A 24,346-nucleotide genomic window follows, 5' to 3' on the forward strand; every position below is an offset into this window, starting at 1 on the left:
GGGGCGGGGTGAGTGGGCCACCCCGCCCCGGACGGCCCGGCTGCGGCGGTTCGGTCAGCCGCGCAGCGGGATGCCGGTTCGGTCCGCCTGGGGGCGGTCGGCGGTGGTGCTGCGGTCGGTCGGGGCGCGGTCGACGGGGGTGCGGTCGATCGTCGTGCGGTCCAGGGGGGTGCGGTCGAAGGAGGTGCGCTCCACAGCGGTGCGGTCGATCGTGGTGCGGTCCAGGGCGCTGCGGTCCAGGCCGCCCTGGCGGGCCGCCGGGACGGTCGTGGCCAGACCGGTGCGCTCGGCGCCGGTGGGCAGCTCCTCGGAGCGGTCCGGGCGGCTCTGGCCCGGGACGGCGCCGCTCGCGGCGAGGAGCTCGCTGGTCGGGCGGCGCATGCCGTAGCGCCGGTGCACCGCCTGCTTGGTGACCCCGAGGGCGGAGCCCACCGAGTCCCAGGAGAAGCCCAGCGCCCGGTCGAACTCGACCGCCGCCGCCACCAGCGTCTCCACGCTCTCCCGCAGCTCCTGCGCCAGGCGCACGGTCGGCGCCGGCGCCCGCCCGTACACCACGAAGCCGGCCGAGGTGCTCGGTCGGCGCGGACGGTAGACGTTGCCCAGTTGAGCGGTGAGCGTCCGCAGCGCGTCGACCTGCCGCCTCACCCGCTCGATGTCCCGCACCAGCAGGTGCAGGCTCGCCCGCGCCCGGGCGTCGTGGTTGATCTGCTCGGCCATGGCCTACGTGCCACCTTCCGTACGGTTCAGCTCGGCCGGGCGCGGTGTCCCGTGCGCCCGGCCCCGGTCAATCTCTCTTGACCAACGCCGAAGCGGGGGCCGGGGTAACGCGGCTCGGCACAGTCGGGCCGTACCGGCCGCGGATCCGGGCCCCGGGAAGCCCTCGGCGGGCGGCCGCGCGGGTTGCATAGACTGGCGGGTGAACCAGCGGCCGACCGCAGCCCGCGCCCCTACGGACAGGAGCCCGTACCCCGTGGCGATCCAGCCGATCCGTCTCTTCGGAGACCCCGTCCTGCGGTCCACCGCCAAGCCGGTGACCACCTTCGACAAGGAACTGCGCAAGCTGGTCGCCGACCTCACCGACACCATGCTGGACGCCCCCGGCGCCGGCCTCGCCGCGCCCCAACTCGGGGTGTCCCTGCGGGTGTTCACGTACCACGTGGACGGTGTCACCGGGCACCTGATCAACCCGGACCTGTCGCTGAGCGAGGAGGAGCAGGACGGCCCCGAGGGCTGCCTGTCGCTGCCCGGCCTGCGCTACGACACCAGGCGCGCGTACGGCGTGGTGGCCAAGGGCTTCAACATGTACGGCGATCCGGTGACCCTGGAGGGCACCCAGCTGCTCGCCCGGTGCATCCAGCACGAGACCGACCACCTGGACGGCATCGTCTTCATCGACCGGCTCGACCGCGAGCAGCGCAAGGCCGCGCTGAAGGCGATCCGGGAGGCGGACTGGGGCGGCGGGCCGGCCCCGGTGGTCAAGGTCTCGCCGCACAGCACCTTCGGCTCCGCCCGCTGACTTCCGCTGGTTTCCCGAACTTCCGTTTGTAGAAAGGCACTTGATGCGTCTCGTCTTCGCCGGCACCCCCGAGGTCGCCGTTCCCGCCCTGGAGGCCCTGCTCGCCTCGGACCGGCACGAGGTCGTCGCGGTGGTCACCCGCCCCGACGCTCCGGCCGGGCGCGGGCGCAAGCTGGTCGCCAGCCCCGTCGCCCAGCGCGCCGAGGAGGCCGGGATCGAGGTCCTCAAGCCGGTGAAGCCCAGCGACCCGGACTTCGTCGCCCGCCTCACCGAACTCGCCCCCGACTGCTGCCCGGTGGTCGCCTACGGCGCCCTGCTGCGCCCCGGCACCCTGGAGATCCCCGAGCGCGGCTGGGTCAACCTGCACTTCTCGCTGCTGCCCGCCTGGCGCGGGGCGGCCCCGGTCCAGCACGCGGTGCTGGCCGGCGACGAGGTCACCGGCGCGTCCACCTTCCTGATCGAGCAGGGCCTGGACTCCGGCCCGGTCTACGGCGTGATCACCGAGGAGATCCGCCCGACCGACACCAGCGGCGAGCTGCTCACCCGGCTCTCGCTCTCCGGTGCCCGGCTGCTCGCGGCCACCATGGACGGCATCGAGGACGGCTCGCTGCACGCCGTGCCGCAGCCGGCCGAGGGCGTCACGCTCGCCCCGAAGATCACCGTCGAGGACGCGCGGATCGACTGGAACCACCCCGCGCTGCGGGTCGACCGGGTGGTGCGCGGCTGCGCGCCGGCCCCGGGGGCCTGGACGGAGTTCCGGGGCGAGCGGCTGAAGGTCACCGGGCCGGTGAAGCTGCTGCCGGACTCCGCCGAGCTGGCGCCGGGCGAGGTCGCGATGGTGGGCAAGAACAGCGTCCGGGTCGGCACCGGCAGCCACGACGTCGAGCTGGGGGAGGTGCGTCCGCAGGGGAAGAAGGAGATGCGGGCCGCCGACTGGGCGCGGGGCGCGCGGCTGGAGGCGGGGGAGCGCCTCGGAGGCTGACGCTCCGGTTTGGCGCTACTGTTCGTTCGAGATCGTCAGTGTTCGTCGATCACCATGTTCGTTGATAACCACCGCAGCACCTTGAGGCACCTGTGACCACCCCCGGCAGTAACCCCGGCGCCAAGCGCGCTCCCCGCCCGCACCGCCGCCCGAAGAAGGACCCGGCCCGGATCGTCGCGTTCCGCGCGCTGCGCGCCGTCGACGAGCGCGACGCGTACGCCAACCTGATCCTGCCCTCGCTGCTCCGCGAGGCCGAGCAGAAGGGCATGGACCGGCGCGACGCCGCCCTCGCCACCGAGCTGGTCTACGGCACCCTGCGCCTGCAGGGCACCTATGACGCGATCATCGCCGCCTGCATCGACCGGCCGCTCGGCAAGGTCGACCCGCCGGTGCTGGACGTGCTCTCGCTCGGCGCGCACCAGCTGCTCACCACCCGCATCCCCAGCCACGCGGCCGTCTCGGCGACGGTCGAACTGGCCCGGGTGGTGCTCGGCGACGGCAAGGCCAAGTTCGTCAACGCCGTACTGCGCCGGATCAGCGCCCACGACCTGGACGCCTGGATCGAGCAGGTCGCCCCGCCGTACGACCAGGACGCCGAGGACCACCTGGCGGTCGTGCACTCGCACCCGCGCTGGGTGGTCTCCGCGCTCTGGGACTCGCTCGGCCGCTGGCAGCCGGACGCCTCCGGGCGCAGCGCGGTGGAGGAACTGCTGCGGGCCGACAACGAGCGGCCCGAGGTGACGCTGGTGGCCCGGCCCGGCCGGGCCACCGTCGGCGAGCTGGCCGACGCGCTGCCGGAGGCCCAGCCGGGCCGCTGGTCCCCGTTCGCGCTGCGGCTCGCCGAGGGCGGCGACCCGGGCTCGGTCGCGGCGGTCCAGGAGAACCGGGCGGGCGTGCAGGACGAGGGCAGCCAGCTGGTCGCGCTGGCGCTGGCCTCGGCGCCGCTGGACGGGCCGGACCGGCTCTGGCTGGACGGCTGCGCCGGCCCCGGCGGCAAGGCCGCGATGCTCGGCGCGCTGGCCGCCGAACGGGGCGCGGCGCTGGTCGCGAGCGAGAAGCAGCCGCACCGGGCCCGGCTGGTGGCGCGGGCCCTGGCGGGCAACCCCGGCCCGTACACCGTGATCGCGGCCGACGGGACGCGCCCGGCCTGGCGCTCCGGCGGCTTCGACCGGGTGCTGGTCGACGTGCCGTGCTCCGGCCTCGGCGCGCTGCGCCGCCGCCCGGAGGCGCGCTGGCGCCGCCGGCCGGCCGACGTGGCGGCCTTCGGCCCGCTCCAGCGGGACCTCCTGCGCTCGGCGATCGAGGCCACCCGGGTCGGCGGGGTGGTCGGCTACGCGACCTGCTCGCCGCACCTCGCGGAGACCCGCGCGGTGGTGGACGACGTGCTGCGCGGCGAGGGAGGCCGGGTCGAGTGGATCGACGCCCGCCCGCTGCTGCCCGGCGTCCCGGCGCTCGGCGACGGGCCGGACGTGCAGCTCTGGCCGCACCTGCACGGGACGGACGCGATGTACCTGGCGCTGCTGCGGCGTACCGCCTGACCTGCGGAGGGCGGGCCCGTCGGGTCCCGCCGGCTCCCCGCCGGGGGTGGCACCTCGGTGGGGAGGCCGGACCGGCGGGAGCCGGACTGGCGGGGAGGTCGGGGCGGCGGGGCCGGGGAAGCAACCCCACAGGACATGCGGTGCGACGCGGCTGCTTCGGATAGCGCGGGGTGCGATCCCGGGCGGCTTCCCCTCCCGACCGGGGGAGACGGGCAGGGTCATCGGAGACTCGACGATCGCAGGACGGACCCGCCGGTTCGCGGAGTGCCGCGCCGGAACCCCGGGCCCGCCGGGCCGAGGGGGACGGCCGCCGGCTCGATCTGATCGCCCTGATGGTGATCCTGGCGGTGTGCACCCTGGTCTGCCGGCCTGCCTGCCGGTACGGGGGCGCTGCAGGCGGTCATCGGTGGGACGGGCGACCTGTTCGCCGCCTGGCGGACGCCGCGGCGGTCCGAGTGGGGGAGGCCCACGGCGCGGGTCCGGGGCGTGAGACGGTCGCGAACGGTGCTTGCATCTCCCGTGGGGGGAGGTAGCAGGGTGGTGGCCATGAACGGCGACGCGACGTACACCATCGGTGAGCTGGCCCGGCGGACGGGGCTGACGGTCAAGACCGTCCGCTTCTACTCGGACCAGGGGATCGTGCCGCCGGCCGACCGCAACCCGGCCGGCCACCGGCGGTACGGCGCAGACGCCGTCGCGCGCCTGGAACTGGTCCGCACCCTGCGCGAGCTCGGGCTCGGACTGCCCGCGATCCGGCGGGTGGTGGAGCGCGAGCTGACGCCGGCCGACGTCGCCGCCGCGCAGGCGGAGGCGATCGACGTCCGGATCCGGGTGCTGCGGCTGCGGCGGGCGGTGCTCGGGATGGTGGCCAGGCTCGGTTCGACGCCTGAGGAGTTGACGCTCGTGCACCAGTTGGCCCGGCTCACGGAGGACGAACGGGGGCGCCTGATCGGGGAGTTCCTGACGGGGGTGTTCGACGGGATCGCCGGTGGCGGGCGGTTCGCCGCCGCGGCACGCTCGTTGACGCCGGAGCTGCCGGAGGAACCGTCGGCCGAACAGGTCGAGGCCTGGGTGGAGCTGGCTCGGTTGGCGGGGGACGCCGGATTCCGGGCGCTGTTGCGCGGGCTCGTGGAGGCGGAGGCCGCGGAGGCTGCGGGCGTGGAGGCGGCGGGCGTCGGGGAAGTGGGCGTCGGGGAAGTGGGTGCGGCGCCGGAGGCCGGGGCCGGTCTGCCGAGGCCCGGTCTGGCCGTGGCGGTGCGGGAGTTGGCCGGACCGGCGGTCGCGGCCGGGGTGGAGCCGGGGTCGCCGGAGGGGGCGGCCGTCGTCGCGGCGCTGGTGGAGCGGTACGGGCGGTGGTGCGCGGGGGCGGTGCCGGCGGATGCCGGGGCCGTGCGGGACCGGTTGGCGGAGCGGCTGGGGACGATGGCCGATCCGCGGCGGGAGCGGTACCTGGAGCTGCTGGCGGTGGTCAACGGTTGGCCGGCGCCGGAGAGTTGGGCGACGGAGGTGGACTGGGCGGTGCGCGCCGTGGCGTGAGCCGGTGCGCCGGGTCGGTGCGGGGCTGGGGGCTGGTGAGGGGCCGGTCCGCGTGGCTACCGGCGGGCGGAGCCGGGGAAGGTGGTGAGGAAGGCGTGGGCCTGGGCGCGGAGGTGGTCGACCGGCGGGTCCTCGCAGATCACCTCCAGGCCGAGTCCGGTCGCCCGGCCCAGGTCGTAGTAGGACTGGTAGGCGAGGTACGGGCGGTGGTCGTCGGTGGGGTCGAGGCCGACGGCGAAGGTCGCGAAGTGCGGCTGGGGCTCGCTCCCGTCAGGGGGCGAGTCGGCCGCCTCGGCCCCTGCCGAGGGCGAGCCGGTCGGTCCGGTCGGTCCGGTCGATGGGGTCGGTCCGGTCGGTCCGGTGCGGGAGAGCTGCCATTCGAACTCGTACGGCTCGGGTTCGGCGGGCAGGTCCAGCAGGGCCTGGGCGAGTCGGCGGACCTCCTCCGGGTTCGCGAAGGGGATCGACTCCGACCAGTACGGGGTCGAGGCGAGCAGTTCCCAGTCGTCGCCGCTGTGGCCGACGGTCAGGGCCCACTCGCCGGTCCGGTCCTGCCAACGGCAGCTGATGATCGGGTTCACGGTGGTCAACCTCCGTGTGGCGCTGGGGTGTTCGTAGCTCCTCATCGTGGCACACCGGGCGGGCCGGGGGCGTCGGCCGTGAGCCGTCCTCGGGCCCGTTCCCAGGCCTCCTGGAGCGTGCGGTAGCCGAGGACGGTGATGCCGTGCTCGGTGAGCAGCCGACGGGCTTCGGAGGAGACGAGGAACGCGTGGTCGGTGTGCCGGACGCGCCGGCCGTCGTCCGGGTTGCCGGTGTTCGGGCCGGACAGGGCTGGGTGCAGCGCCCACTCGGTGAGGCCCGGCGGGAGGGCGGCGAGCAAGCGGGCGTAGTGGGCGGTCTTGCCCTCCAGGGGGACGGAGAAGCTGTCGAGGAAGCCGTGGTCCACCACCGGCAGGCCGCGCTCGCGCGTCCGGGCCAGCGCGGGCGGCAGCCAGACCCGGACCGCCAGGCCGTAGTCGGCGCCGAGGGCGAGGGTGAGGTCGAGGATGTCCTCGCGGCCGCCGTCGGCCAGGCAGTGGAAGTCGAGGTGGGTCGGGGCGAGGTCGGCCGCCGCCACCGCGTCGATCTGGGCGCGGAACTCGCGCTCGACCTTGTCGAGTCGGGCCCGGGCGAGCAGCTCGGCGCGTCCGGCCGGGGTGGGGGCGAAGAGCTCGCCGGAGGCGTCGAGGAGGGAGCGCACCCGGTCGCGGGCGGTGAGCGGGCCCCAGCGGCGGTCGGCGGACTCGCAGACCAGCGCGAGGTGGACGCCGAACGGGACCTCCGGGTGCCGGCGCAGCAGCCGAAGGGCGTGCGGTGCGGCGGCGCAGGGCGTCATCTGGCTGCAGGAGGCGGCGACGCCGTTCCGGACGGTGTCGATCACGGCGAGGTTGACGGACTCGTCCAGGCCGAGGTCGTCGCAGTTGAGGAGGAGGAGGCGGGCGTCGGGCGGGTGGCCGAGGAGGTGGTTGACGGTGGGGGTGGGGCCGGGGGTGTGGGCGGGCTCGTGCGCGGAGCGTCGGCTGCGGGCATGGACGCAGTCTGGCCCGACGGTGGGGGCGGGTGCGCGGGAATTTCCGGGGCGCGGGCCCCTGGCGGGCGGTGTGAGGGGTGGTCAGTCGGTGCCGGTGCCGGTGCCGGCGTGGGTGTCGGCTTCGGGGGACGGGTGCCAGGGGCGGTCGGGGCGGGTCGGGACCGGGGCGGAGGTGAGGCGCAGCGCGTACACCTCGCGGTCGGTCGCCTCGTACGGGACCTGGCCGAGGTACTCGTGGCCGGTCAGGTGGCACCAGGCGGGGAGGTCGAGCGGGGCGGCGGGGTCGGTGGTGTGGATGTGGACCACCGCGCCGGCGGGGAGGTGGGCGATCCGGGCGCGCAGCTTGAGCAGGAGCTGGACGCAGAGCAGACCGGTGCCGTCGATGGTGAGGTCGGGGGACGCCGCGGTGGCGGTGTCGGGGCAGACGGCCTCGGGGGCGACGGTCGTGGGGGTGGTGGCCGTGGGGGTGGTGCTCTTGGCGGTGGCGGCGTCGGGTGCGGTCATCGGGGCGTCTCCTGGGTGATGCGCCAGAGGCGGCGGGGCAGTTCGCCCTTCTCGAAGGGGTGGACGTCGGTCAGGCGCCGGCCCTCGGCGAGCGCGTCCACCGCGGCGGCGTCGCTCAGTCGGTGCAGGCCGGTGGGGCTGAAGTCGGCGGCCGGCACGCGGAAGCCGGCCCGGGCGAAGCGCGGGGCGTCCCGGCCGTGCCCGGCACCCCGTGCCAGCACCTCCCGGGCCCCGGCGGCGGCGAACGCCTCGGCGGCGTACTCGGCGGGAGCGGAGGGCCGCTCGCCGTACACCCCCGGGTCGGCGGTGTAGGTCTGCTGCCAGTGCGCACGTTGGGCGTCGGCGAGGGTGCGGAGCAGGCCGGGCCCGGTGTCGGGGGTGTCGGTCATGGTGCTGCCCTTCGCGGGGGTGTGCGTGGTGCCGGTGGTGCAGGTGATGCGGGTGGTGCGAGCCGTGCGGGATCAGCCTAGGACGTGGGATCGGGCGGCGGGTGTGGCGGGGGTGGTGGGTGGGGGGCTGGACCGGCGGATCAGCCGAGGCGCTGGCCGGGGGCGGTGCCGCCGAGGCGGGTGAGGAGGGTGGCCAGCAGCCCGAGGTCCTGGGGGCTCCACCGCTCTGCCGTGAAGTGGTCGGCGGCGACCTGTCGGGCGGTGTGCAGCATCTCGGTGAGCCGCTCCCGGCCGGTCGGGGTGAGGGCGGCGTAGGCGACCCGGGCGTCGCGGGCCGCGGCCTCGCGGGCGACCAGGCCGATCCGTTCCAGCGGCGCGAGGCCGCGGGTGACGCCGGAGGCGGTGAGCCCGAGCGCCTCGGCGAGGTCGACCCGGCGCATCCGGGCTCCGGGGGCCTGGGAGAGGTGGAGCAGCATGGTGAAGTCGGCCAGGCTGACGCCGTGCAGGCCGCTGAGGCTCGCGTCGAAGCGCTTGACCACCGCGGTCTGGGCGCGGACCAGCCGCAGGGCGGTGTCCAACGGGTCGGGGCCCGGGCCCGTGGTGGTCGGTGCGGTCCCGGGCCGCTCGACCTGCGCCTCCGGCGTCGGGTGTGCCGGCTGCGTCGGCTGTTCTGTCATTGCCACCTCCTTGACTGCTCAAGTATATCCCGACGCGGAGCCGTCAAGGAGGTGGCGGAGGGGGAGGGGGTCGGGTCAGCGCGTGGCGTTGGCGGCGCGGCGCTGACGCTTGCCGAGCGGCGCTTGGGAGAGGTCCTCGGCCTGGGAACGGAGGTTCTTGTAGCCGTAACCGCGTTGGGCGAGCCAGGTCCGCGCCGACTGCTCGGCCCGCTCGGTGGCCTCCAGGATGTCCTCCTCGGCCTCGCCCTCGTCGAGGAAGCGGAAGGTGAAGGCGGCGCGCGCGGAGAGGTCGTAGCTGAGGTGGCCCTCGCGGGTGAAGGCGGCGTGCAGCACGTCGTGCTCGGGTGCGGTGGCGAGCAGGCCGGCGCGCTGATCGTCGGTCAGGCCGTCGAAGACGCCGCGCACCATGATGCGGAAGGTTCGAGTGGTCATCCCCCGACCATAGGCAGCACGGGCCGCCGACCGCCAACACGATTTCGGTGTCGCGGGTGCGGTGGTGCGACTGCGGTGGTACGAGTGCGGTGGTGTCGGGTGGGGCTCCTTTCGTGAGGGGGCGGGTGGGACTCGGCCCTCGTCGGCGGTCGGGCGTACTGGTCAGGCGGGGGTGAGCGCTTCGGCGAGCCCGTCCGCGTACCGGGTGAGCCGGTCGAGCTCGGGGCCGCCTCGGGCGAGCCGGAAGCCGTGCCGTCGACCCCAGAAGGCGGCCTGGACGGCGTGGAGCTGGGCCCAGCGACGGGTGCGTGCGCGGTCCAGCTCGGCGGCCTCGGTGAAGACGTCGAGCGCGCGGAGGAGGGCGCGGTGCACGTCCGTCGCGCCGAGCAGGGCCAGGGCGTGCGCCTTGAGCAGGGTGCCGCCGTCGTAGGCCCGGTCCCCCACGTAGCCCTTGGGGTCCACGGCCAGCCAGGGTTCGCGCTCGGCCCGCAGGATGTTGCGGGGGTGGAGGTCGCCGTGGACGAGCACGTCCGGCTGGGTGCGGGCGAGTTCGCGGACGGTCGCGAGGGCGGCGCCCACCGCGCGGGCCGACAGGGGGTGGGCCAGGGACGCCGCGTCGCTGCGCAGCCTGGCCTCCCAGTCCGCCGCCTGGTCGCTCAGCCGGGGCAGCGCCGGAGGCGCCGGGACGGCGAGCCGGCGACTGAGCCGCCCGGCGACCGTCAGCACCTCGTCGCTGTCCCGGACCTCCGCGAGCGTGGTCGGACTCGCCCGTTCGAGCAGCATCGCGAAGCGCTCGTCGTCCCGTTCGTACAGCCGGACGGCGCCCCGGCCCGCCCACACCGCGAAGGCGTCCGGCTCGTGCACGTTGCCGGGGTGGGGGAACGAGACCTTCAGTACGGCCGCGCGCCCCGCCGTCTGTCGGACGGGAAGGATCAGGCCGACGCCGCCGTGGGTGGCCCCGCCGTCCGGCACGCAGCCCCAGCGGTCCAGCAGTTCGGAGGCGATGCGGGGGAGTTCGGCGATCCAGGCGGAGCCGGGGGCTCCCTCGCGGTCGACGGTGGTGCGGGCGAGGGCGTCGGGGACGGTGATCATGCGGGTTCCTTCGGGGCGGCGGGTAGCGGGGCAGGCGCTCGGCGGCGCTCGGGGACGCGGGGTCGGTGCGGGTAGCTGGTGCGGGTCGCTGGTGCGGTCGGATTCAGGGGGCGAAGGGGCCGAAGGCCGTGGCAGCGAGCCGGAGCGCCGGTGCGGGGGTGCCGTCGCCGGTACCGATGGAGTAGACCAACCGCCTGCGCAGGTCCGGGGTGGTGAACAAGCCGTCGGAGTACCCGAGGTCGTGCCCGGTCTTGCCCCAGACCACCGTGCCGTCCCGCAGGGGGATGGCCATCAGCCCGGCGCTGTAGCAGGCCAGCCCCTTGTCCGGGCCGAACCGGCACTCGCCCGCCCCGCGTACGGGCAGCAGCCGGCCGGAGGCGTCCCGGGGCAGGGTGAGCAGGTCCTGCAGTTGCCGGGGCGGCAGGAGTTCGCCGTCCAGCAGGGCGCGCAGGAAGCGGTCCAGGTCGGCCGGGGTGGACACCATCGACTCCGGGTTGCCACCCTGCTCGGAGACGTCCGTCGGAGTGCCGGCGTTGTCGGGGAAGTAGCCGGCCAGGTGGGGCTCGGGCATCGAGGGCCTGCCCTCCGTCACCTCGGTGTGCCGCAGACCGAGCGGCCTCAGGATGCGGGCCGTCACCTCCTCCCTGATCGTGTTGCCGGTCACCTGCTCGATGATCCGGCCCGCCAGCCGGTAGTTGAAGTTGTTGTACTCCTGCGCGGTGCCCGGGTCGAAGGCCGGGACGGCCTCGGGCAGACCGTCCTCCGGGTGGGGACGCAGCGTCCGCTGGATGACCTGGTCGAGCGTCTCCGTCGCGAACCGCTGGGCGATCAGGCCGTCCCGGTCCACGCCCTCCGGGCCCTCGACGGCCTGCGGCAGTCCACTGGTGTGGTCGAGGAGTTGACGGACGGTGATCGGCAGCGTGAAGCCCGCCGGGAGCGTTCCGGGCAGGTACTGCTGGACGGTGCCGTCCAGGGAGATCCGCTGCTCGGCGGCCAGTTGGAGCAGCACCGCGGCGACGAAGGTCTTGTTGATGCTGCCGATCCGGAAGGCGGCGTTCGGCGCCACCGGCCGCCCGCTCACCGGGTCGCCGGTGCTGCCGCGCCAGACCACGCCGTCGACCGTCACCCGGGCGACCGCGCCCGCTGCCGGATCGCCCGCCCGGGCGGCGATCGCGGCGTCGAGGGCGGCGGGATCGGGACCGGCGGGTGAGGTCCGGCCGAGGGCGGGCGCGGCGGGCACGGCCGCGAGGAGCAGGGCGGCGAGACCGAGTGCGAGGGTGGTGGGCTTGCTGACGGCCATGTGCTCTCCGGTGCTGCTGGGACGGGTGTGGGCCGGGCCGGCCCGCCTTGGAGAACACGAGGCTGACGGCCGTTCAGTTGCGCCGCCGCGGTGCGCAGGTGGAGATCTGGGGCACGGAACACGGTGGAGACTCCCTTCCGCGGCCGCCCGGGTGGCCGCCGTCGCGGTGACTCCAAGACTGATCGCCAGGACCCCGTTCACGCATGTGCCGATCGGCAGGAATCCCACGGAAACGTGGCCGGGCCTCCCCTGCCGATCGGCAGGGGAGGCCCGGGGAGTGGACGGTGCGGACGGCGGGGTCGGCTACACCCGCGCCGGGAGCCGGGTGCAGACCGTCCCCGCCACCAGCGGATCGGGTTCGGCGCCCAGGGCGGCCAGGGTGAAGGCGGTGGTCAGCGCGCTGATGTCGCGGGACTCGCGGATCAGGAGGTGGTTGGCGCCCGGGGCCTCGTAGCGCGCGAGGTCCGGGACGACCGGCCGGGCGCGCAGCGCGTACTCCAGGGACTGGGTGGCACTGGCCGAGCTGTGGTCCCCGGTGCCGTGCACGATCAGCACCCGCCGCCCCGCCAGCTGGTCGACCGGGTCGCCGCTGGGCAGCCAGGGCGCGATCCCGGCCACACCGACCACCGAAGGGTGCCCGGCGCACCAGAAGGCGGCCCGCCCGCCCAGCGAGTTGCCGACCAGGACGACGGGCGTGCCCGGGTGCAGCCGGGCGAGCTCGTCGAGCGCCCAGCGGGTGTCGACGGCGGTGTCCGCGTCGGCGCCGTTCCAGCCGCCGTGGCGGTAGCGCAGCAGGTGCACCGCGAGGCCGTGCGGGCGGCCGCGGTCGGTGAGCTCGGCGGCCAGGTCCCGCAGGCCCAGCTCGGCGACCTTCAGCGGTGCGCGCCGGCTGCGGATGAATCCGCCCGGCAGCAGCAGGGCGACGCCGTTGACCGGCTCCTCGCCCTGCCACGGGGTCAGCTCTGCGGTGCGCGGACGCTGCGCTCGGAACACGCGAATTCCCTCCTGATGTGTACAGGCGGATTCTACGGTTCCGACGACGGGTCGCGGTGCGCCAGTAAGGACCACAGGACCCAGCCGGACACCCGGGTGCGCTCCACCATGACCTTCGCCCAGCGGGCGCCGAGCGGGGAGGTCCAGGTGTCCACCACCTCGACCCGGTCACCCGAACGGGCGAGGCCGATGACGGTCTCCTCGCCGAAGTGGTCGACCCGGACGTTGGCGGCGTTGGCCGACACCTCCCACCAGCCCGCGCCGAGCTCGGGCGGCAGGTCGGTGCCCGCCGAGACGGCCGCCGGGACGAGCAGGATGCCGAGCGCGACCACGGTGGCCGTCGCGCGGCCGATCACAGCCACGGGAACCTCCTTGCGGTGTCGTGCGCGGGCGACGGGGACGGCGTCGAGATCGGGGGAGGCATGTACAGCAGAACGAGCCGACCGGGCGTACGCGTACTGTCCGGCGAAGAGGTTGACCCGGTCGGCTCAGCACGATGCGGAGATCGGGTGCGCCGACGGCCCGGGGCAAACCTTGGTCCCGCGCCAACTGGCAGACCGTGGCGGATGGTTGGCGCGCACCTGGCGGACGGCTGGCGCGCCGACCGGCGCGCCGGTGCCCGGGGCCGGCGCGCGCCCGGGACGCGCCGCACCGGTGAGGGCGGGATGCGTCGGAAGGGTGCCCGGAGCGGGGAGCCGGCTGGGCCGAGTTCCCGCTCCGGACGGGCGCGCCCGGTGCCCGGCGGTCAGTGCGGGGCGGCGGTCAGTGCGGGACGGCGGTCGGGGCGGTGCGGGGGTCGGGGTGGCGCGGGGTCCAGTGCAGTTCGCGGGCGGCCTTGGCGTTGGAGACCCGCAGGGTGGTGTCCAGCATCAGCTCGCCGAGGTAGGGCACGGCGGCGCGCAGGGCCCAGCCGGGGAGGCGGAGGGCCGGGCGGCCGCGGCGGGCGGCGGTGGCCAACTCGCCGAAGCTCGCCGGGCGGTCGCCCACGAGGTTGTAGGCTTCGCCGCCCCGGCCGTGCTCCAGCGCGGCCAGGGTCGCGGTGGCGGCGTCCTCGACGTGGATCCACGACAGCACGCCGCCGCCGCCCAGCGGCACGGGCATCGGGCGGGCGCCGGGGGTCGGGTCGAACCAGGTGCCCGGCCCGTGGAACAGGCCGTAGCGCAGGGCGATCCCGGCGACGTGCGGCGCCTCGAAGGCCCGCTGCTCGGCCTCGACCAGGCCGGTGACGACGTGGTCGGAGGCGGTGGGCCGGGAGCCGGTGCCGTACACGCCGAACGGGTCCTCCTCGGTGACGGGCCGGTCCCCGTGGTCGCGGTAGCCGTAGCCGAGGACGAGGGACTGGGTGAGGAAGCGCTCGGCGCCCAGGACCCGCGCGGCGGCCAGCAGGTTGGCGGAGCCGCGGACGCGCAGCACGTTGGTCGGATTGTCGGCGGCGACCCTGCGGGAGGGTGCGCGGAGCGCGGTGAGCTGGTGGATCACCGCGTCCGCCGCCAGGCCGTCCACCGCGCGCAGCAGCCCCTCGCGGTCCAGCGCGTCGGCCCGTACGGGCGTGCAGCCCGCGGCGAGGACGGCCCGCTCCGATCGCTCGGAGCGGGCCAGGGCGAGGACCTGGTGGCCCGCGCCGGTCAGCACCCTGGTCAACGGGGCACCGATCGCCCCGGTCGCACCTGCCAGCAGTACGCGCATCGCTCGCTCCTTCGAGTCGTTCGGGTCCTTCGGGTGGTCCGGGCATTCGGGCCGGGCCGAGGCCGTCACCAGCAGGGACCGGGCGGGCCGCCGGAACGTGACACGGCGGTGGGACGCGGGTTCGAAGGCGCTTCACCCGATGGGCTGGTAACAGTGTTTCCCATCGGTTACGTTGTTACCCATGAGCACGCCCTACCAGGACGCGCAGCGGACCGGCCAGGACGCCGTACGCGCCGTGATCCTCGACCGCGCCATCTCCCTCCTCGTCGCCGAAGGCCCCGCCGCGCTGACCGTGCGCCGGATCGCCGCCGAGATCGGCTCCTCGACCAAGGTGCTGTACACGATGTTCGGCGGGAAGGAGGGCCTGCTCGACGCGCTGTACCGGGAGGGCTTCGCGCGGCTGCGCCGAGCGCAGGAGCAGGTCCCGCGCGGTGACGAGCCGTTGGCGTACCTGACCGAGCTCGGCCGGGCCTACCGGGAGCGGGCGATCGCCGAACCCGCCTACTACCGGGTGATGTTCGAGCAGCCGGTGCCCGGATTCCGGCCCAGCGCCGAGGCGCTGGCCGTGGCGGACGGGGCGTTCGGCGCCTCGGTGGCCGCCGTGGACGCCTGCATGGCGGCCGGAGCCTTCCGGCCCGGCGACGCCCGGGAGGTCTCCAAGCTGTTCTGGGCGGCCACCCACGGCGCGGTGAGCCTGGAGCTCGCCGGCCACTTCGCGCCGGCCGAGGCCGGGGCGCGCTACGAGGCGCTGATGGCCGCGCTGGGAAGGGCGTTCGGCGCAGACACCCCATCACCGGACGAGAGGTCGACACCATGAACCGTGACACCGCCAGCCGCAGTCGTAGCCGCAGTGCCAGCGGCAGCGACACCGGCCGCAACCGCTACCTGTCCGGCAACTTCGCCCCGGTGACCGAGGAGGTCACCGCCTACGACCTGCCCGTCACCGGCCGGATACCGGCCCACCTGGACGGCCGCTACCTGCGCAACGGTCCCAACCCGCTGGGCATCGAGGACCCGGTCGCGCACCTGTGGACGCTGGGCGCGGGCATGGTCCACGGCGTCCGGATCAGGGACGGGCGGGCCGAGTGGTACCGCAACCGCTGGGTCCGCTCAGGCGCGGTCGCCGACCGGCTCGGCGAGCCCCGGCGCGGCACGCCCGTCGACGAGCGGCTGGACGTCTCCCCGAACGTGCAGGTCGCGGGCCTCGCCGGGCGCACCTACGCGCTGATCGAGGGCGGCATCCGCCCGTACGAACTCACCTACGAGCTGGACACGGTGGGCCCCTGCGAGCTGGGCGCCACGCCGGAGGGGTACAGCGCCAACGCCCACTCGATCCTCGACCCGCACACCGGGGAACTGCACTCGCTGGCCTTCCGGTACGGCTCCGAGCACGTGCAGCACATCGTGATGGACGCCGCCGGGGCCGTCCGGCGCAGCACGCTGATCGAGGTGCCCGGGAACCCGTACATGCACGACTTCGCGCTCACCGAGCGGTTCGTGCTGCTGTACGACACGCCGGTGGTGTTCAGCGCGGCGCACCTGGCCACCGGGGTGCCGTTCACCTGGGACGATCGGCGGACGGCCCGGGTCGGGGTGATGCCGCGCGAGGGCGGCGCGGTGCGGTGGTTCGAGCTCGCGCCGCACCTGGTCGGGCACACCCTCAACGCGTACGAGCGGACGGCGGATTCGCTGGTGGTCGACGTCGTGCGGCACCCGCCGGGCATGGACCTGCGCGCCATCGGCGCGAGCCGGCCCACGCTCGACCGCTGGACGATCGACCTGGCGGCGGGGACGGTGCGGGAGGAGCGGCTGGACGACCGGGTCCAGGAGTTCCCGCGCCTCAACCCGCGCCGCACCGGCCGCCCTTACCGCTACGGCTACGCGGCCGCCGTCGAGCTCTACGCGCCGCCGGCCGGCCCCGGGGACGACCGCCCGGACGAGGGCTTCAGCAACGCCCTGCTCAAGCACGACCTGGACCGGGGGACCGTCGAGGCCCACGAGTTCGGGCGGGACGGGGCGGTGGGCGAGGCGGTGTTCGTCGCCGCCGAGTCGCCGACGGCGGAGGACGACGGGTACCTGATGGCCTACGTCCTCGACCCGGCCCGGGGCGCGACGGACCTGGTGATCCTCGCCGCCCAGGACTTCACCGGCGAGCCCGTCGCCCGCATCCACCTGCCGGTGCGGGTGCCGCTGGGCCTGCACGGGAACTGGGTGCCGGGGGCGGAGCCGGGCCGACCGTAGGGGGCAAATATTGGCCCGTGCCACCCCAGGGCCCGCCCCACCCCGGCCCTCCCTGGCCCCGGCGCGACCCGAAGGGCGGCGTCAGCGGGGCCGGGTGGCCCGGAGGGAGTAGGACTGCGGGGCGGGGGAGCCGGCCGGGACGCGGAAGTGGCCGTGGGCGTGCTCGTGGAGGAAGTCCAGGCGGAGGCCGGCGTCGGCCAGGGCGGTCACCACCTCGCCGAGGCCGTGCTGCCACTGGACGGTGACGGTGGCGTCGAGCCGGGCGTCCGGGTCGGCGTAGGTACCGGGGTGGTCGACGACGATCGGGGTGCGCTCGAAGTAGTCCTCCTCGAAGCTGCGCCCGTCGTCGGCGAGGACATCGGCCACCGGGTGGTGCTCGGCGACGTAGAGGAAGCCGCCGGGGGAGAGGAGCGCGGTGACCGTCCGGGCCCAGCGGGTCAGGTCGGGGAGCCAGCAGAGCGCGCCGAAGCCGGTGTAGACGATGTCGTACGTCCGTCCGTCGAGCGCCTCGACGGCCTCGTAGACGTCGGAGGTGACGAACCGGGCGTCGTCGGCGCCGACCCGGGCGGCGAGGCCGGCGGCGGCCGCGACGGCCGGGGCGGAGAAGTCGAGCCCGGTGACGACGGCGCCGCGGCGGGCCCAGGAGAGGGTGTCGAGCCCGAGGTGGCACTGGAGGTGGAGCAGCGTCCGGCCGGTGACGTCGCCGACCTCGGCGGGCTCGTAGTCCTGGAGGGTGTCGCGGCCCGCGACGAAGCCGGGCAGGTCGTAGAACCGGCCGGCGGCGTGGACGGGTACGCGCTCGTCCCAGTTCGCACGGTTGGCGGTGCGCCAGTCGGGGGTGGTGGGAGTCGCGGTCATGTCGGGAGACGCTAGTCAGCGGCCCGGGGGCGGGCAATCGATTTCCGCCGCCAGGAAGGCGGCCGGGCGGAGCCGGGACGGACAGCGCGTAGGGGCGGGGGTTCACCGTGTCCCTGCGCCGGGGCCTGGTATGTGCGGGTCATGGCCGGGGTTTTCCCTGCTCTTTGTTCCGGACCATGGCGCGCTCTGCGACGATCCGATGATCGTCGCCCTGTCGCGGGTGGGCGGCGCGTCGCAGGGGAGAGACCGGCATGGCCGTTCGGCGGCCCGAGGACAGTGTCGTCCGGGCGGGGTGGGGGGCCGGGTTCGCCCGGGACGGGGCGACCTGGCCGGTGGTCTCGGGCGGGGTCCTGGGGGCGATGTTCGCGAGCATGGGGCTGGCGGTGCTGTTCGGCCGGGCGCACGGGTTCGGCGGCGACAGCCTCGCCTGCCTGGGGATCGTCAGCATCCTCGGGCTGGTGCCGTGCGGTGCGGGCTTCGTCTGGGCGCTGATCCACCCGAGGGCCGGGCTCCCCTCGGCCGCCGTCGGGGCGCTGCTGGGCCTCGGGATCTTCGTCGGCTTCGCCGGGGACGGGCTCAACGACTCCTGGAAGGCGCCGCTGGACCGTCCGTCCACGATCCGTGCGGTGGGCAGCTGGGCCGGCGGGGACCTGGTGGTGCGGGTCCGGCCGGACCTGGTGGTGGCGTACCGCGGCGCCACCGGGGCCGTCGCCTGGCGCTGGACCCCGCCCGGCGAGGACTCGGTGTGCGCGATGAGCCGGGGCACCGGGCCGGACGGGACCGGCCGCGGCGGCGCCGTCGGCCTGATCGGCCACTCGCCGCCCGGCAGGCCGTGCTCCGCCGTCACCGCGCTCGACCTCGCCGACGGCGGGGAGCGCTGGACCGCCACCGTGGACGCGCCCGCTCGGGACGGCGACGACGCCACGCCGGACGTGCTCGCGGTGGCCGGGCCGCAGGCCCTCCTCCAGGAGAAGGCCGGCTGGCGCGCGGTACGGCTGGCGGACGGCCGGGACGTCTGGCGCAGCGCGGCCGACCCCGGCTGCGCCCCGCTGCAGGTCGCGGGCGGGCCCGGGGACGCCGTCACGGTCGCCCGGTGCGGCGACGCGCCGCCCGTGCTGCGCTCGCTGGCGCCGGCGGACGGCCGGGAGCGGCAGCGGATCGCGCTGCCCGCGGCGGGCGGGCTGAGGAACCTCGCGGTGGTGTCGGTCGACCCGCTCGCGGTGTGGGTGGACGCCCAGGCGGAGGGCGGCGCCCACGCGGTGCTCAGCTACGACCGGGCCGGCCGGCAGCGGGCGGCGATACCGGTCGCCGGGGACGAGTACGACCTGGACGTGATGCTGGGCGGGCTGCACGCCTTCGACGAGTTCAGCGCCCGGCCGCTGTTCGGCGGGGTGGTGGTGGGGGACCTCTTCGTCGTGCCGGGCGAGAGGCCCGGCGACGTCGGCATCAGCGGCGGCGGCAGTCACCCGAGCCGGACCGCCACCGGTCGGCTGCTGGCGTACTCGCTCACGGACGGCGGCAGGCGGTGGACGGCGGGGCTGGACGACCGGGTGACCGGGCTGGTGGTGGACGGCGGCTCGGTGTGGGCGATGACCCGGGGCCGGATCACCCGGGTGGAGGCGGCGACCGGGCGGCGGAGCGCCGTGCTGGACGTCAACGACACCGCGTCGCTCTACCCGGTGGACCTGTCGCTGTCGGGCCCGGAGCGGTTCACGGTGGTGGCGGAGGACGGGACGCGGGACGAGCCGCCGGTGCGGGTGATGAGCTGACGGGCGGCTGCCGGCTGCCGGTCGACTACACCCGGCAGCCCCGATGCCGACAGCCCCGACGCCGGAGGCCCCCCCGACGCCGGAAACCCTACGCCCGGAACCCGGGGTAGCCGAGGACGAGGATCCGCTCCGCCGGCCGCAGGACGTAGGGGACCGCCTTCCCGGTCGGCTCGAAGCCGAGCCGCCGGTAGAACGCCTGGGCGCGCTCGTTGTCCTCGTGCACGCCCAGGGTCAGCGCCCCCACGGTGGTGTGCTCCCGGGCGTGCCGGATCACCGCGTGCACCAGCTCGGCGGCCGGGCCGCCGGCTCCGCGGTGCGCCGGGGCGACGTAGACCGAGTGGATGTGCACGTGGTCGGGGACGTCCGCCAGCGGCTCGACGCCGGCGATCCCGACCCGGGCGCCGTCCTCGTCACCGGCCGTGAAGGTGGCGCTCTCCCGTGCGGTGGCCTGGTGGGCGGCCCGCTGCCGCCAGTGGTCGTCGGGGCGGGCGGCGGTGTCGGCGTAGGAGGAGCTGAAGGCGTTCGGGGAGTCCCGCAGCGCCTCCAGGGTGATCCCGCGCAGTTCCCGCCACTCCCCGGCGGCCAGCCGGCGTACGTCGTAGTGCATGCGTCGAGCCTGGCACGGACGGTACGGCGGCCGGATCGCGCCCGGGGATGATCTTCGTCACCGGAGCTCCCCCGGGAAGGGGACCCGCCGCCGGAGGACCTGAGCGTTCCGGGCGGTTGTGTCAGTCTGGTGGGGGAGCACCGCCGAGATCGGGAGGCTCGTGATGACCGAGATCAGGGTGAACGGGGTGGCGCTGCACTACGAGGCCCACGGAGAGGGCCCCGGCGTCGTCCTGGTCCACGGTTCGTGGAGCGACGCGGACTCCTGGGCGCGGGTGCTGCCGGGCCTGGCCGAGTCCACCACCGCGGTCGCCTACGACCGCCGGGGGCACAGCCGCAGCGAGGACCTGCTCACCCAGGGTTCGGTGCACGAGGACGCGGCCGACCTGGCCGGGCTGATCCAGGGGCTGGGCCTCGCGCCCGCCTTCGCCTACGGCGACTCCTACGGCGCACTGGTCACCCTCCGGCTCGCCGCCGCCCGGCCCGACCTGCTGCGCGGGATCGCCGTGCACGAGCCGCCGGGCACCGGCATCCTGCTCGCCGACCCGGACCTGCGCCCGATCGGCACCGCCTTCGCCGACCGGATCGCCGCCGTCCGGGAGCTGCTGGAGCAGGCCGAGTCCGCCGCGGCCGCCGAACTGTACGTGGACAGCCTCGCCTTCGGCCCGGGTGCCTGGGAGCAGCTGCCCGCACCGGTCCGGCACACCTACATCCGCAACGCGCCCACCTACCTGGACGAGCTGCGCGACCCGGACGCGCTCGACCTCGACCTCACGGGGCTCTCCCGGTTCGGCGAACCGGCGCTGCTCACCCAGAGCGACGACAGCGCGCCGATGTTCGGCGAGGTGCTGGACCTCATCGACCTCGCCCTGCCCAAGGCGGAACGCCACCTGTACGAGGGCGCCGGGCACGCCCCGCACCTGTCGCAGCCGGAGGAGTGGGTGCGGGTGGTGCTGCCGCGGGCGCTGGGCTGAGCGTGCCGCCGCGCTACCGGTCGGCGGCGCTACCGCGCTACGGCTGAGCCGCACCCCAGCCGTCGTCCGGCAGGGCCGCGTCCGGCTCGGGGCAGTCGACGTGCTCGTAGCCCCACAGCACCGCCTTGTACAGCACGAACCCCTCCAGCGGCGGCTGGTCGTAGGCGGGCCGGTCGGAGAGGACCAGCTCCACCCGGACCTCCTCGGCCGGCGAGAAGACCAGGTTCCGCTGGTCCGGGAGGTTCTCGTAGGTGACCGTCTCCCAGGTGCGACCGGTGGCGGCCAGCGCGGCCATCAGGTCGGTCTCGGTGACGCGGGTGTCGAGCATCACGGACCCGCCTCCCGGCTCCGGGAGTTCGAGCTCTCCCTGCCAGGCCGACAGGGACAGCGAGTGGAGCTGCCGGCAGCGGCAGAACACCGTCTGCACGTCGCCCCAGCCGAAGGCGTGCGGCCAGCGGTCGCCGCGGTGGATGCCGCCGCCGTCCCACGGCTCGCCGTAGTGGGCGGCGAGTTCGGGCAGCGAGGCGCCGTAGCGCAGCTCGCCGAGGGCGCCGGTGGTGGCCAGGCCGGCGACGATCGGGAGGAAGCCCGTCAGCCCAGGCACCCGCGCACCGCCTCGATCAGCCGGTTCGCCCGGGCGTCGCCGTGACCGATCATCCGGTTGGCGACGTAGGCGAAGCCGACGCCGAACTCGTCGTCGCCGAAGGCGAACTGGCCGCCGGCGCCGTCGTTGCCGAAGCTGCGGGCGCCGAGCAGCGGGCGGAAGGCGGGGGAGTCCAGCAGCAGGCCGGAGCCCCAGCGGGCACCCATGTCGAAGCCCAGGAAGCCCGCGCCGGAGGAGACTTCGCGCACCGCGTCGGTCACCGTGTCGTGGGAGAGCAGCCGCTCGCCGCCGTCCAGGCCGGTGGCCGCCGCCGCGTAGACGCCCGCCAGACCGGTGGCCGAGGCGACGGCGCCCGCGCCGGGCAGCTCGATGGCGTGCAGGTCCGGGTCGTTCCAGCCGTGCGGCACGTCCAGGCCGGGGAAGACCAGGGCGCCGTTCATGGTGACGATCCGGGTGAGCAGGTGCTCCGGGCCGGGCATCGGGCGGCGGCCCTCGGCCTCCACCAGCCGCGCCAGGCGCGGCAGTTCGCTCTCCGGCAGGCCGATCCAGACCGGCAGGCCGAGCGGCTCGGCGATCTCCTTGCGCAGGAACGCGCCCGGGGTCAGCCCGGTGATCCGGCGGATCACCTCGCCGACCGCGAAGCCGAGCACGTGGCCGTGGTACTCGTAGGTCGTGCCGGGCTCCCAGAGCGGCTGCTGCGCCTCGATCGCCCGGATCACCGGCTCCCAGGCGGCGACCTCCTCGAAGGAGAGCGCCGCGTCCAGGGCCGGGAGGCCGGCGCGGTGGCCGAGGATCATCCGGGTGGTGACGGCCTGCTTGCCGCCCCGCGCGAACTCCGGCCAGTAACGGGCCACCGGCGCGTCCAGGTCGAGCCGGCCCTGCTCGGCGAGCAGGTGCGCGGAGACGCTCACCGGGCCCTTGGCGCAGGAGAACACGGGGACGACGGTGTCCTGCGTCCAGGCCCGGCCGGTGCGCTCGTCGGCGGTGCCGCCCCACAGCTCGACCACCTTCCGGCCGTCGGCGAACACCGTGACGGCGGCGCCCAGTTCGGGGAACTCGGCGAAGTTGGCGGCGAAGACGTCCGCGACGGCGCCGAAGCGCTCGTCGGCCCAGCCCTGGCACTGCTGCATCTGTGGTGCCCCGTTCTGCCCTGTACTGCCGTCAAGATCGACCGAACCACGCTACGGGAGCCGGGCGGCCCTGACGAGGGGATTTCACCAGGCCGGGGCTGGTGGGACGGATGTGGCGGACTCCCCTGCCATGCCGACTGGCTGTCGCGGCACCCGGGCGGCCTGTGAGCGGGGCGGCGCGAATTCGGATGACAGCCGCGGCCGGCTCCGCGACCATGGGCCGGTGGCCATGGAACCGGACCTTCTCAGCCTGAACATCGTGTGCCCATCGGACGACAAGGGCGGCGTGCAGGTCCGCCCGGTCGTCAACGGCCAGGATCTCCTGGCAGAGGTGCTCCCCGGCGGCGTCGGAGGCTCCCGGTACATGGCGGCGGACCCCCGGTCCCTGTTGGGCCGGGCCGGGGCCCTGCGCGCCACCGCGGCGCCCCGGGAGGTCCGTCTCGGCTGGTCCGGGTGCGGACTGGAGATGTGCTGCGGCGCCCTGTACGTCACGGTCAGGCGGGACGGGGAGCATGTCGTCTGGTCGGACCTGCGCGACTCGGCCAACCAGGACTTCGGCCTGCCGGAACTCCGGTTCGGCGCGGGCCAGTACGACGCCGAGGTCCGGCGAGCCGGAGCGGACCGCAGGTGGCAGTGGCCGGGGGGAGCGGTCGCCCAGCTGCTGGAGGAGGCGCTGAGGGAGCGCGAGGACTGGCTGCTCAGGTGGGACTGCGAGCTGGAAGCCGTCTGGGCCTCCCGCGATCAACCCGATCGGATCCACCTCGTCCTGAGGCACCCCCGCGGCCGGGCCGACACGGACCTGCCCCACGTGCAGTTCGGGACGACCCTCTGGATCTCCGCGGACGCCCCGTCGGTCCAGGCCGAGCAGCTCGAAGCACGGCTGACCGAAGGAGATCCCCGGGCCACCGCCGAAGTCTGGGGAGGGTACGAGGTCGATCGACTGGGCTACCCGTGGCCGTCCGACCCGCTGTTCCTGTGAACGGCTGCTTCGCGTAGCGGCTTGCCGCCACGCCTGTCCGCGCCGCAGAGTGTCCGGGGCGCGTCGACGATCACGCGCTCCGGCGGCCCCCGGCTGTCGCGGTGAGTGAGGGAGTGGCCCGTGGCCGTCAGTCTGAGCAAGGTCGAGCAGAGCGCGCCCGCGCTGGTGAACCTCTACAAGACCGCGAGCGCCTCGGTGGAGCGGAGCGGGCTGAGCGGCCAGCGGTTGGCGGTGTACCTGGTGATCGACTACTCCGGCTCGATGAAGCCCTACTACAAGGACGGCAGCGTCCAGGCGCTCGCGGACCGGGTGCTGGGGCTGTCGGCCAACCTGGACGACGACGGGAGCGTGCCCGTCGTGTTCTTCTCCACCGAGGTGGACGCGGAGGAGGAGATCGCCCTGGCGGACCACGCGGGCTGGATCGACCGGATCGTCGCGCGCCTCGGCCACATGGGCCGGACCAGCTACCACCTGGCGATGGATGCCGTGGTCGAGCACTACCGGAAGAGCGGCACCACGGCGCCGGCCCTGGTGCTGTTCCAGACGGACGGCGGGCCGATCGACAAGGGCGCGGCGGAGCAGCGGCTGTGCGAGGCCGCGAAGCTGCCGATCTTCTGGCAGTTCATCGGGTTCGGCGACCCGGGCAGCCGGCAGTTCGACTTCCTGCGCAAGCTGGACGGGTTGGCGGTCCCGGCGAGACGGCCCATCGACAACGCGGGCTTCGTCCACCTGGGGCAGGACCCCCGGAAGGTCTCCGACCAGAAGCTGTACGACCTGCTGCTCGCGGAGCTTCCGGTGTGGCTCAGGGCCGCCCGGGCCCAGGGCATCGCACCGGACGGCCCGGAACTGCGGGTGCCCAGCGGCGTGGGGGGGGGGGGGGGCGGGGGCCGCGCCCCCGCCCCCGCGCCGCGGGGGGGGGGGGGGGCCCCGGCGGGGGGGGCCCGGGGGGGGCCCCCCCCCGCGGGGCCCC

General features: G+C 75.3%; 25 protein-coding genes and 1 pseudogene. 10 read left to right on the forward strand and 16 right to left on the reverse strand.

The window, feature by feature from the left end:
- Positions 1–54: 54 nt before the first annotated feature.
- The gene (locus tag ACIQI7_RS04460; protein ID WP_401105032.1) at positions 55–717 is read right to left on the reverse strand and encodes a hypothetical protein; all 663 of its coding nucleotides are present in this window, start codon (positions 715–717) and stop codon (positions 55–57) included.
- Between the two features lie 253 nt (positions 718–970).
- On the opposite strand from ACIQI7_RS04460, the gene def reads away from it, so the two are divergent.
- The 4 genes from def (at position 971) to ACIQI7_RS04480 (ending at position 5,572) form a co-directional block, all read left to right on the forward strand.
- Positions 971–1,516: a peptide deformylase gene (gene def, locus ACIQI7_RS04465; protein ID WP_387750973.1), complete on the forward strand. Its 546-nt coding sequence runs from the start codon at positions 971–973 to the stop codon at positions 1,514–1,516.
- 43 nt (positions 1,517–1,559) lie between these two features.
- The gene (gene fmt, locus ACIQI7_RS04470; RefSeq protein ID WP_401105034.1) at positions 1,560–2,498 is read left to right on the forward strand and encodes a methionyl-tRNA formyltransferase; all 939 of its coding nucleotides are present in this window, start codon (positions 1,560–1,562) and stop codon (positions 2,496–2,498) included.
- 92 nt (positions 2,499–2,590) lie between these two features.
- Positions 2,591–4,036, forward strand: coding sequence for an RsmB/NOP family class I SAM-dependent RNA methyltransferase (locus ACIQI7_RS04475; protein ID WP_401105035.1), 1,446 nt, complete (start codon positions 2,591–2,593; stop codon positions 4,034–4,036).
- Positions 4,037–4,582: 546 nt separating this feature from the next.
- Positions 4,583–5,572, forward strand: coding sequence for a MerR family transcriptional regulator (locus ACIQI7_RS04480; RefSeq protein WP_401105037.1), 990 nt, complete (start codon positions 4,583–4,585; stop codon positions 5,570–5,572).
- A gap of 56 nt (positions 5,573–5,628) precedes the next feature.
- Here ACIQI7_RS04480 and ACIQI7_RS04485 read toward each other — a convergent pair whose 3' ends face one another.
- From ACIQI7_RS04485 to ACIQI7_RS04535, 11 genes and pseudogenes are all read right to left on the reverse strand, one after another.
- A complete protein-coding gene (locus ACIQI7_RS04485) occupies positions 5,629–6,153 on the reverse strand; it encodes a hypothetical protein (RefSeq protein ID WP_401105039.1) in 525 nt (174 codons plus the stop codon).
- A gap of 41 nt (positions 6,154–6,194) precedes the next feature.
- Positions 6,195–7,031, reverse strand: a pseudogene (locus tag ACIQI7_RS04490) (ChbG/HpnK family deacetylase); the annotation flags it as partial.
- Between the two features lie 192 nt (positions 7,032–7,223).
- A complete protein-coding gene (locus ACIQI7_RS04495; RefSeq protein ID WP_401105041.1) occupies positions 7,224–7,646 on the reverse strand; it encodes a sulfurtransferase TusA family protein in 423 nt (140 codons plus the stop codon).
- A complete protein-coding gene (locus ACIQI7_RS04500; protein ID WP_401105043.1) occupies positions 7,643–8,035 on the reverse strand; it encodes a hypothetical protein in 393 nt (130 codons plus the stop codon). Before ACIQI7_RS04500 ends, ACIQI7_RS04495 begins: the two co-directional genes overlap by 4 nt.
- Positions 8,036–8,175: 140 nt before the next feature.
- A complete protein-coding gene (locus tag ACIQI7_RS04505) occupies positions 8,176–8,712 on the reverse strand; it encodes a MarR family winged helix-turn-helix transcriptional regulator (RefSeq protein WP_401105045.1) in 537 nt (178 codons plus the stop codon).
- 75 nt (positions 8,713–8,787) lie between these two features.
- Complete coding sequence (locus tag ACIQI7_RS04510; protein ID WP_401105047.1) at positions 8,788–9,144, reverse strand: DUF6204 family protein; 357 nt, start codon at positions 9,142–9,144, stop codon at positions 8,788–8,790.
- 162 nt (positions 9,145–9,306) lie between these two features.
- Positions 9,307–10,236: an aminoglycoside phosphotransferase family protein gene (locus ACIQI7_RS04515; RefSeq protein WP_401105049.1), complete on the reverse strand. Its 930-nt coding sequence runs from the start codon at positions 10,234–10,236 to the stop codon at positions 9,307–9,309.
- A 103-nt stretch (positions 10,237–10,339) separates the two neighbouring features.
- Positions 10,340–11,536, reverse strand: coding sequence for a serine hydrolase domain-containing protein (locus ACIQI7_RS04520; RefSeq protein WP_401105051.1), 1,197 nt, complete (start codon positions 11,534–11,536; stop codon positions 10,340–10,342).
- A gap of 303 nt (positions 11,537–11,839) precedes the next feature.
- Complete coding sequence (locus ACIQI7_RS04525; protein ID WP_401105053.1) at positions 11,840–12,529, reverse strand: alpha/beta hydrolase; 690 nt, start codon at positions 12,527–12,529, stop codon at positions 11,840–11,842.
- A 32-nt stretch (positions 12,530–12,561) separates the two neighbouring features.
- Positions 12,562–12,891: a hypothetical protein gene (locus ACIQI7_RS04530; RefSeq protein ID WP_387751009.1), complete on the reverse strand. Its 330-nt coding sequence runs from the start codon at positions 12,889–12,891 to the stop codon at positions 12,562–12,564.
- Between the two features lie 400 nt (positions 12,892–13,291).
- Entirely contained in the window at positions 13,292–14,215 is a 924-nt protein-coding gene (locus ACIQI7_RS04535; protein ID WP_401105056.1) for an NAD-dependent epimerase/dehydratase family protein, read from the reverse strand.
- A 181-nt stretch (positions 14,216–14,396) separates the two neighbouring features.
- Between ACIQI7_RS04535 and ACIQI7_RS04540 the strand changes: the two genes are divergently transcribed.
- Positions 14,397–15,032, forward strand: a complete 636-nt coding sequence (locus tag ACIQI7_RS04540) for a TetR/AcrR family transcriptional regulator (RefSeq protein WP_401105058.1) — start codon at positions 14,397–14,399, stop codon at positions 15,030–15,032.
- A complete protein-coding gene (locus ACIQI7_RS04545; RefSeq protein ID WP_401105060.1) occupies positions 15,029–16,456 on the forward strand; it encodes a carotenoid oxygenase family protein in 1,428 nt (475 codons plus the stop codon). Before ACIQI7_RS04540 ends, ACIQI7_RS04545 begins: the two co-directional genes overlap by 4 nt.
- 81 nt (positions 16,457–16,537) lie before the next feature.
- Here the strand turns inward: ACIQI7_RS04545 and ACIQI7_RS04550 are convergent, their stop codons facing one another.
- Positions 16,538–17,314, reverse strand: coding sequence for a class I SAM-dependent methyltransferase (locus ACIQI7_RS04550; RefSeq protein ID WP_401105062.1), 777 nt, complete (start codon positions 17,312–17,314; stop codon positions 16,538–16,540).
- Between the two features lie 251 nt (positions 17,315–17,565).
- Here ACIQI7_RS04550 and ACIQI7_RS04555 point away from each other — a divergent pair, with 251 nt between their 5' ends.
- Positions 17,566–19,083, forward strand: a complete 1,518-nt coding sequence (locus tag ACIQI7_RS04555) for a PQQ-binding-like beta-propeller repeat protein (protein WP_401105064.1) — start codon at positions 17,566–17,568, stop codon at positions 19,081–19,083.
- Positions 19,084–19,171: 88 nt separating this feature from the next.
- On the opposite strand, the gene ACIQI7_RS04560 is transcribed toward ACIQI7_RS04555, so the two are convergent.
- Positions 19,172–19,690: a GNAT family N-acetyltransferase gene (locus tag ACIQI7_RS04560; protein ID WP_401105066.1), complete on the reverse strand. Its 519-nt coding sequence runs from the start codon at positions 19,688–19,690 to the stop codon at positions 19,172–19,174.
- A 163-nt stretch (positions 19,691–19,853) separates the two neighbouring features.
- On the opposite strand from ACIQI7_RS04560, the gene ACIQI7_RS04565 reads away from it, so the two are divergent.
- Positions 19,854–20,663, forward strand: coding sequence for an alpha/beta fold hydrolase (locus ACIQI7_RS04565; protein WP_387751030.1), 810 nt, complete (start codon positions 19,854–19,856; stop codon positions 20,661–20,663).
- Positions 20,664–20,700: 37 nt separating this feature from the next.
- Here the strand turns inward: ACIQI7_RS04565 and ACIQI7_RS04570 are convergent, their stop codons facing one another.
- Complete coding sequence (locus ACIQI7_RS04570; protein ID WP_401105069.1) at positions 20,701–21,267, reverse strand: hypothetical protein; 567 nt, start codon at positions 21,265–21,267, stop codon at positions 20,701–20,703.
- Complete coding sequence (locus tag ACIQI7_RS04575; protein WP_401105071.1) at positions 21,255–22,397, reverse strand: serine hydrolase domain-containing protein; 1,143 nt, start codon at positions 22,395–22,397, stop codon at positions 21,255–21,257. Before ACIQI7_RS04575 ends, ACIQI7_RS04570 begins: the two co-directional genes overlap by 13 nt.
- A 259-nt stretch (positions 22,398–22,656) precedes the next feature.
- Between ACIQI7_RS04575 and ACIQI7_RS04580 the strand changes: the two genes are divergently transcribed.
- Entirely contained in the window at positions 22,657–23,376 is a 720-nt protein-coding gene (locus ACIQI7_RS04580) for a hypothetical protein (RefSeq protein ID WP_401105073.1), read from the forward strand.
- A gap of 120 nt (positions 23,377–23,496) precedes the next feature.
- A partial coding sequence (locus tag ACIQI7_RS04585; protein ID WP_401105075.1) for a vWA domain-containing protein occupies positions 23,497–24,346 on the forward strand: 850 nt, incomplete at its 3' end.

Origin of the sequence: Kitasatospora sp. NPDC092039, assembly GCF_044756065.1 — a bacterium.
Lineage (GTDB): Bacteria > Actinomycetota > Actinomycetes > Streptomycetales > Streptomycetaceae > Kitasatospora.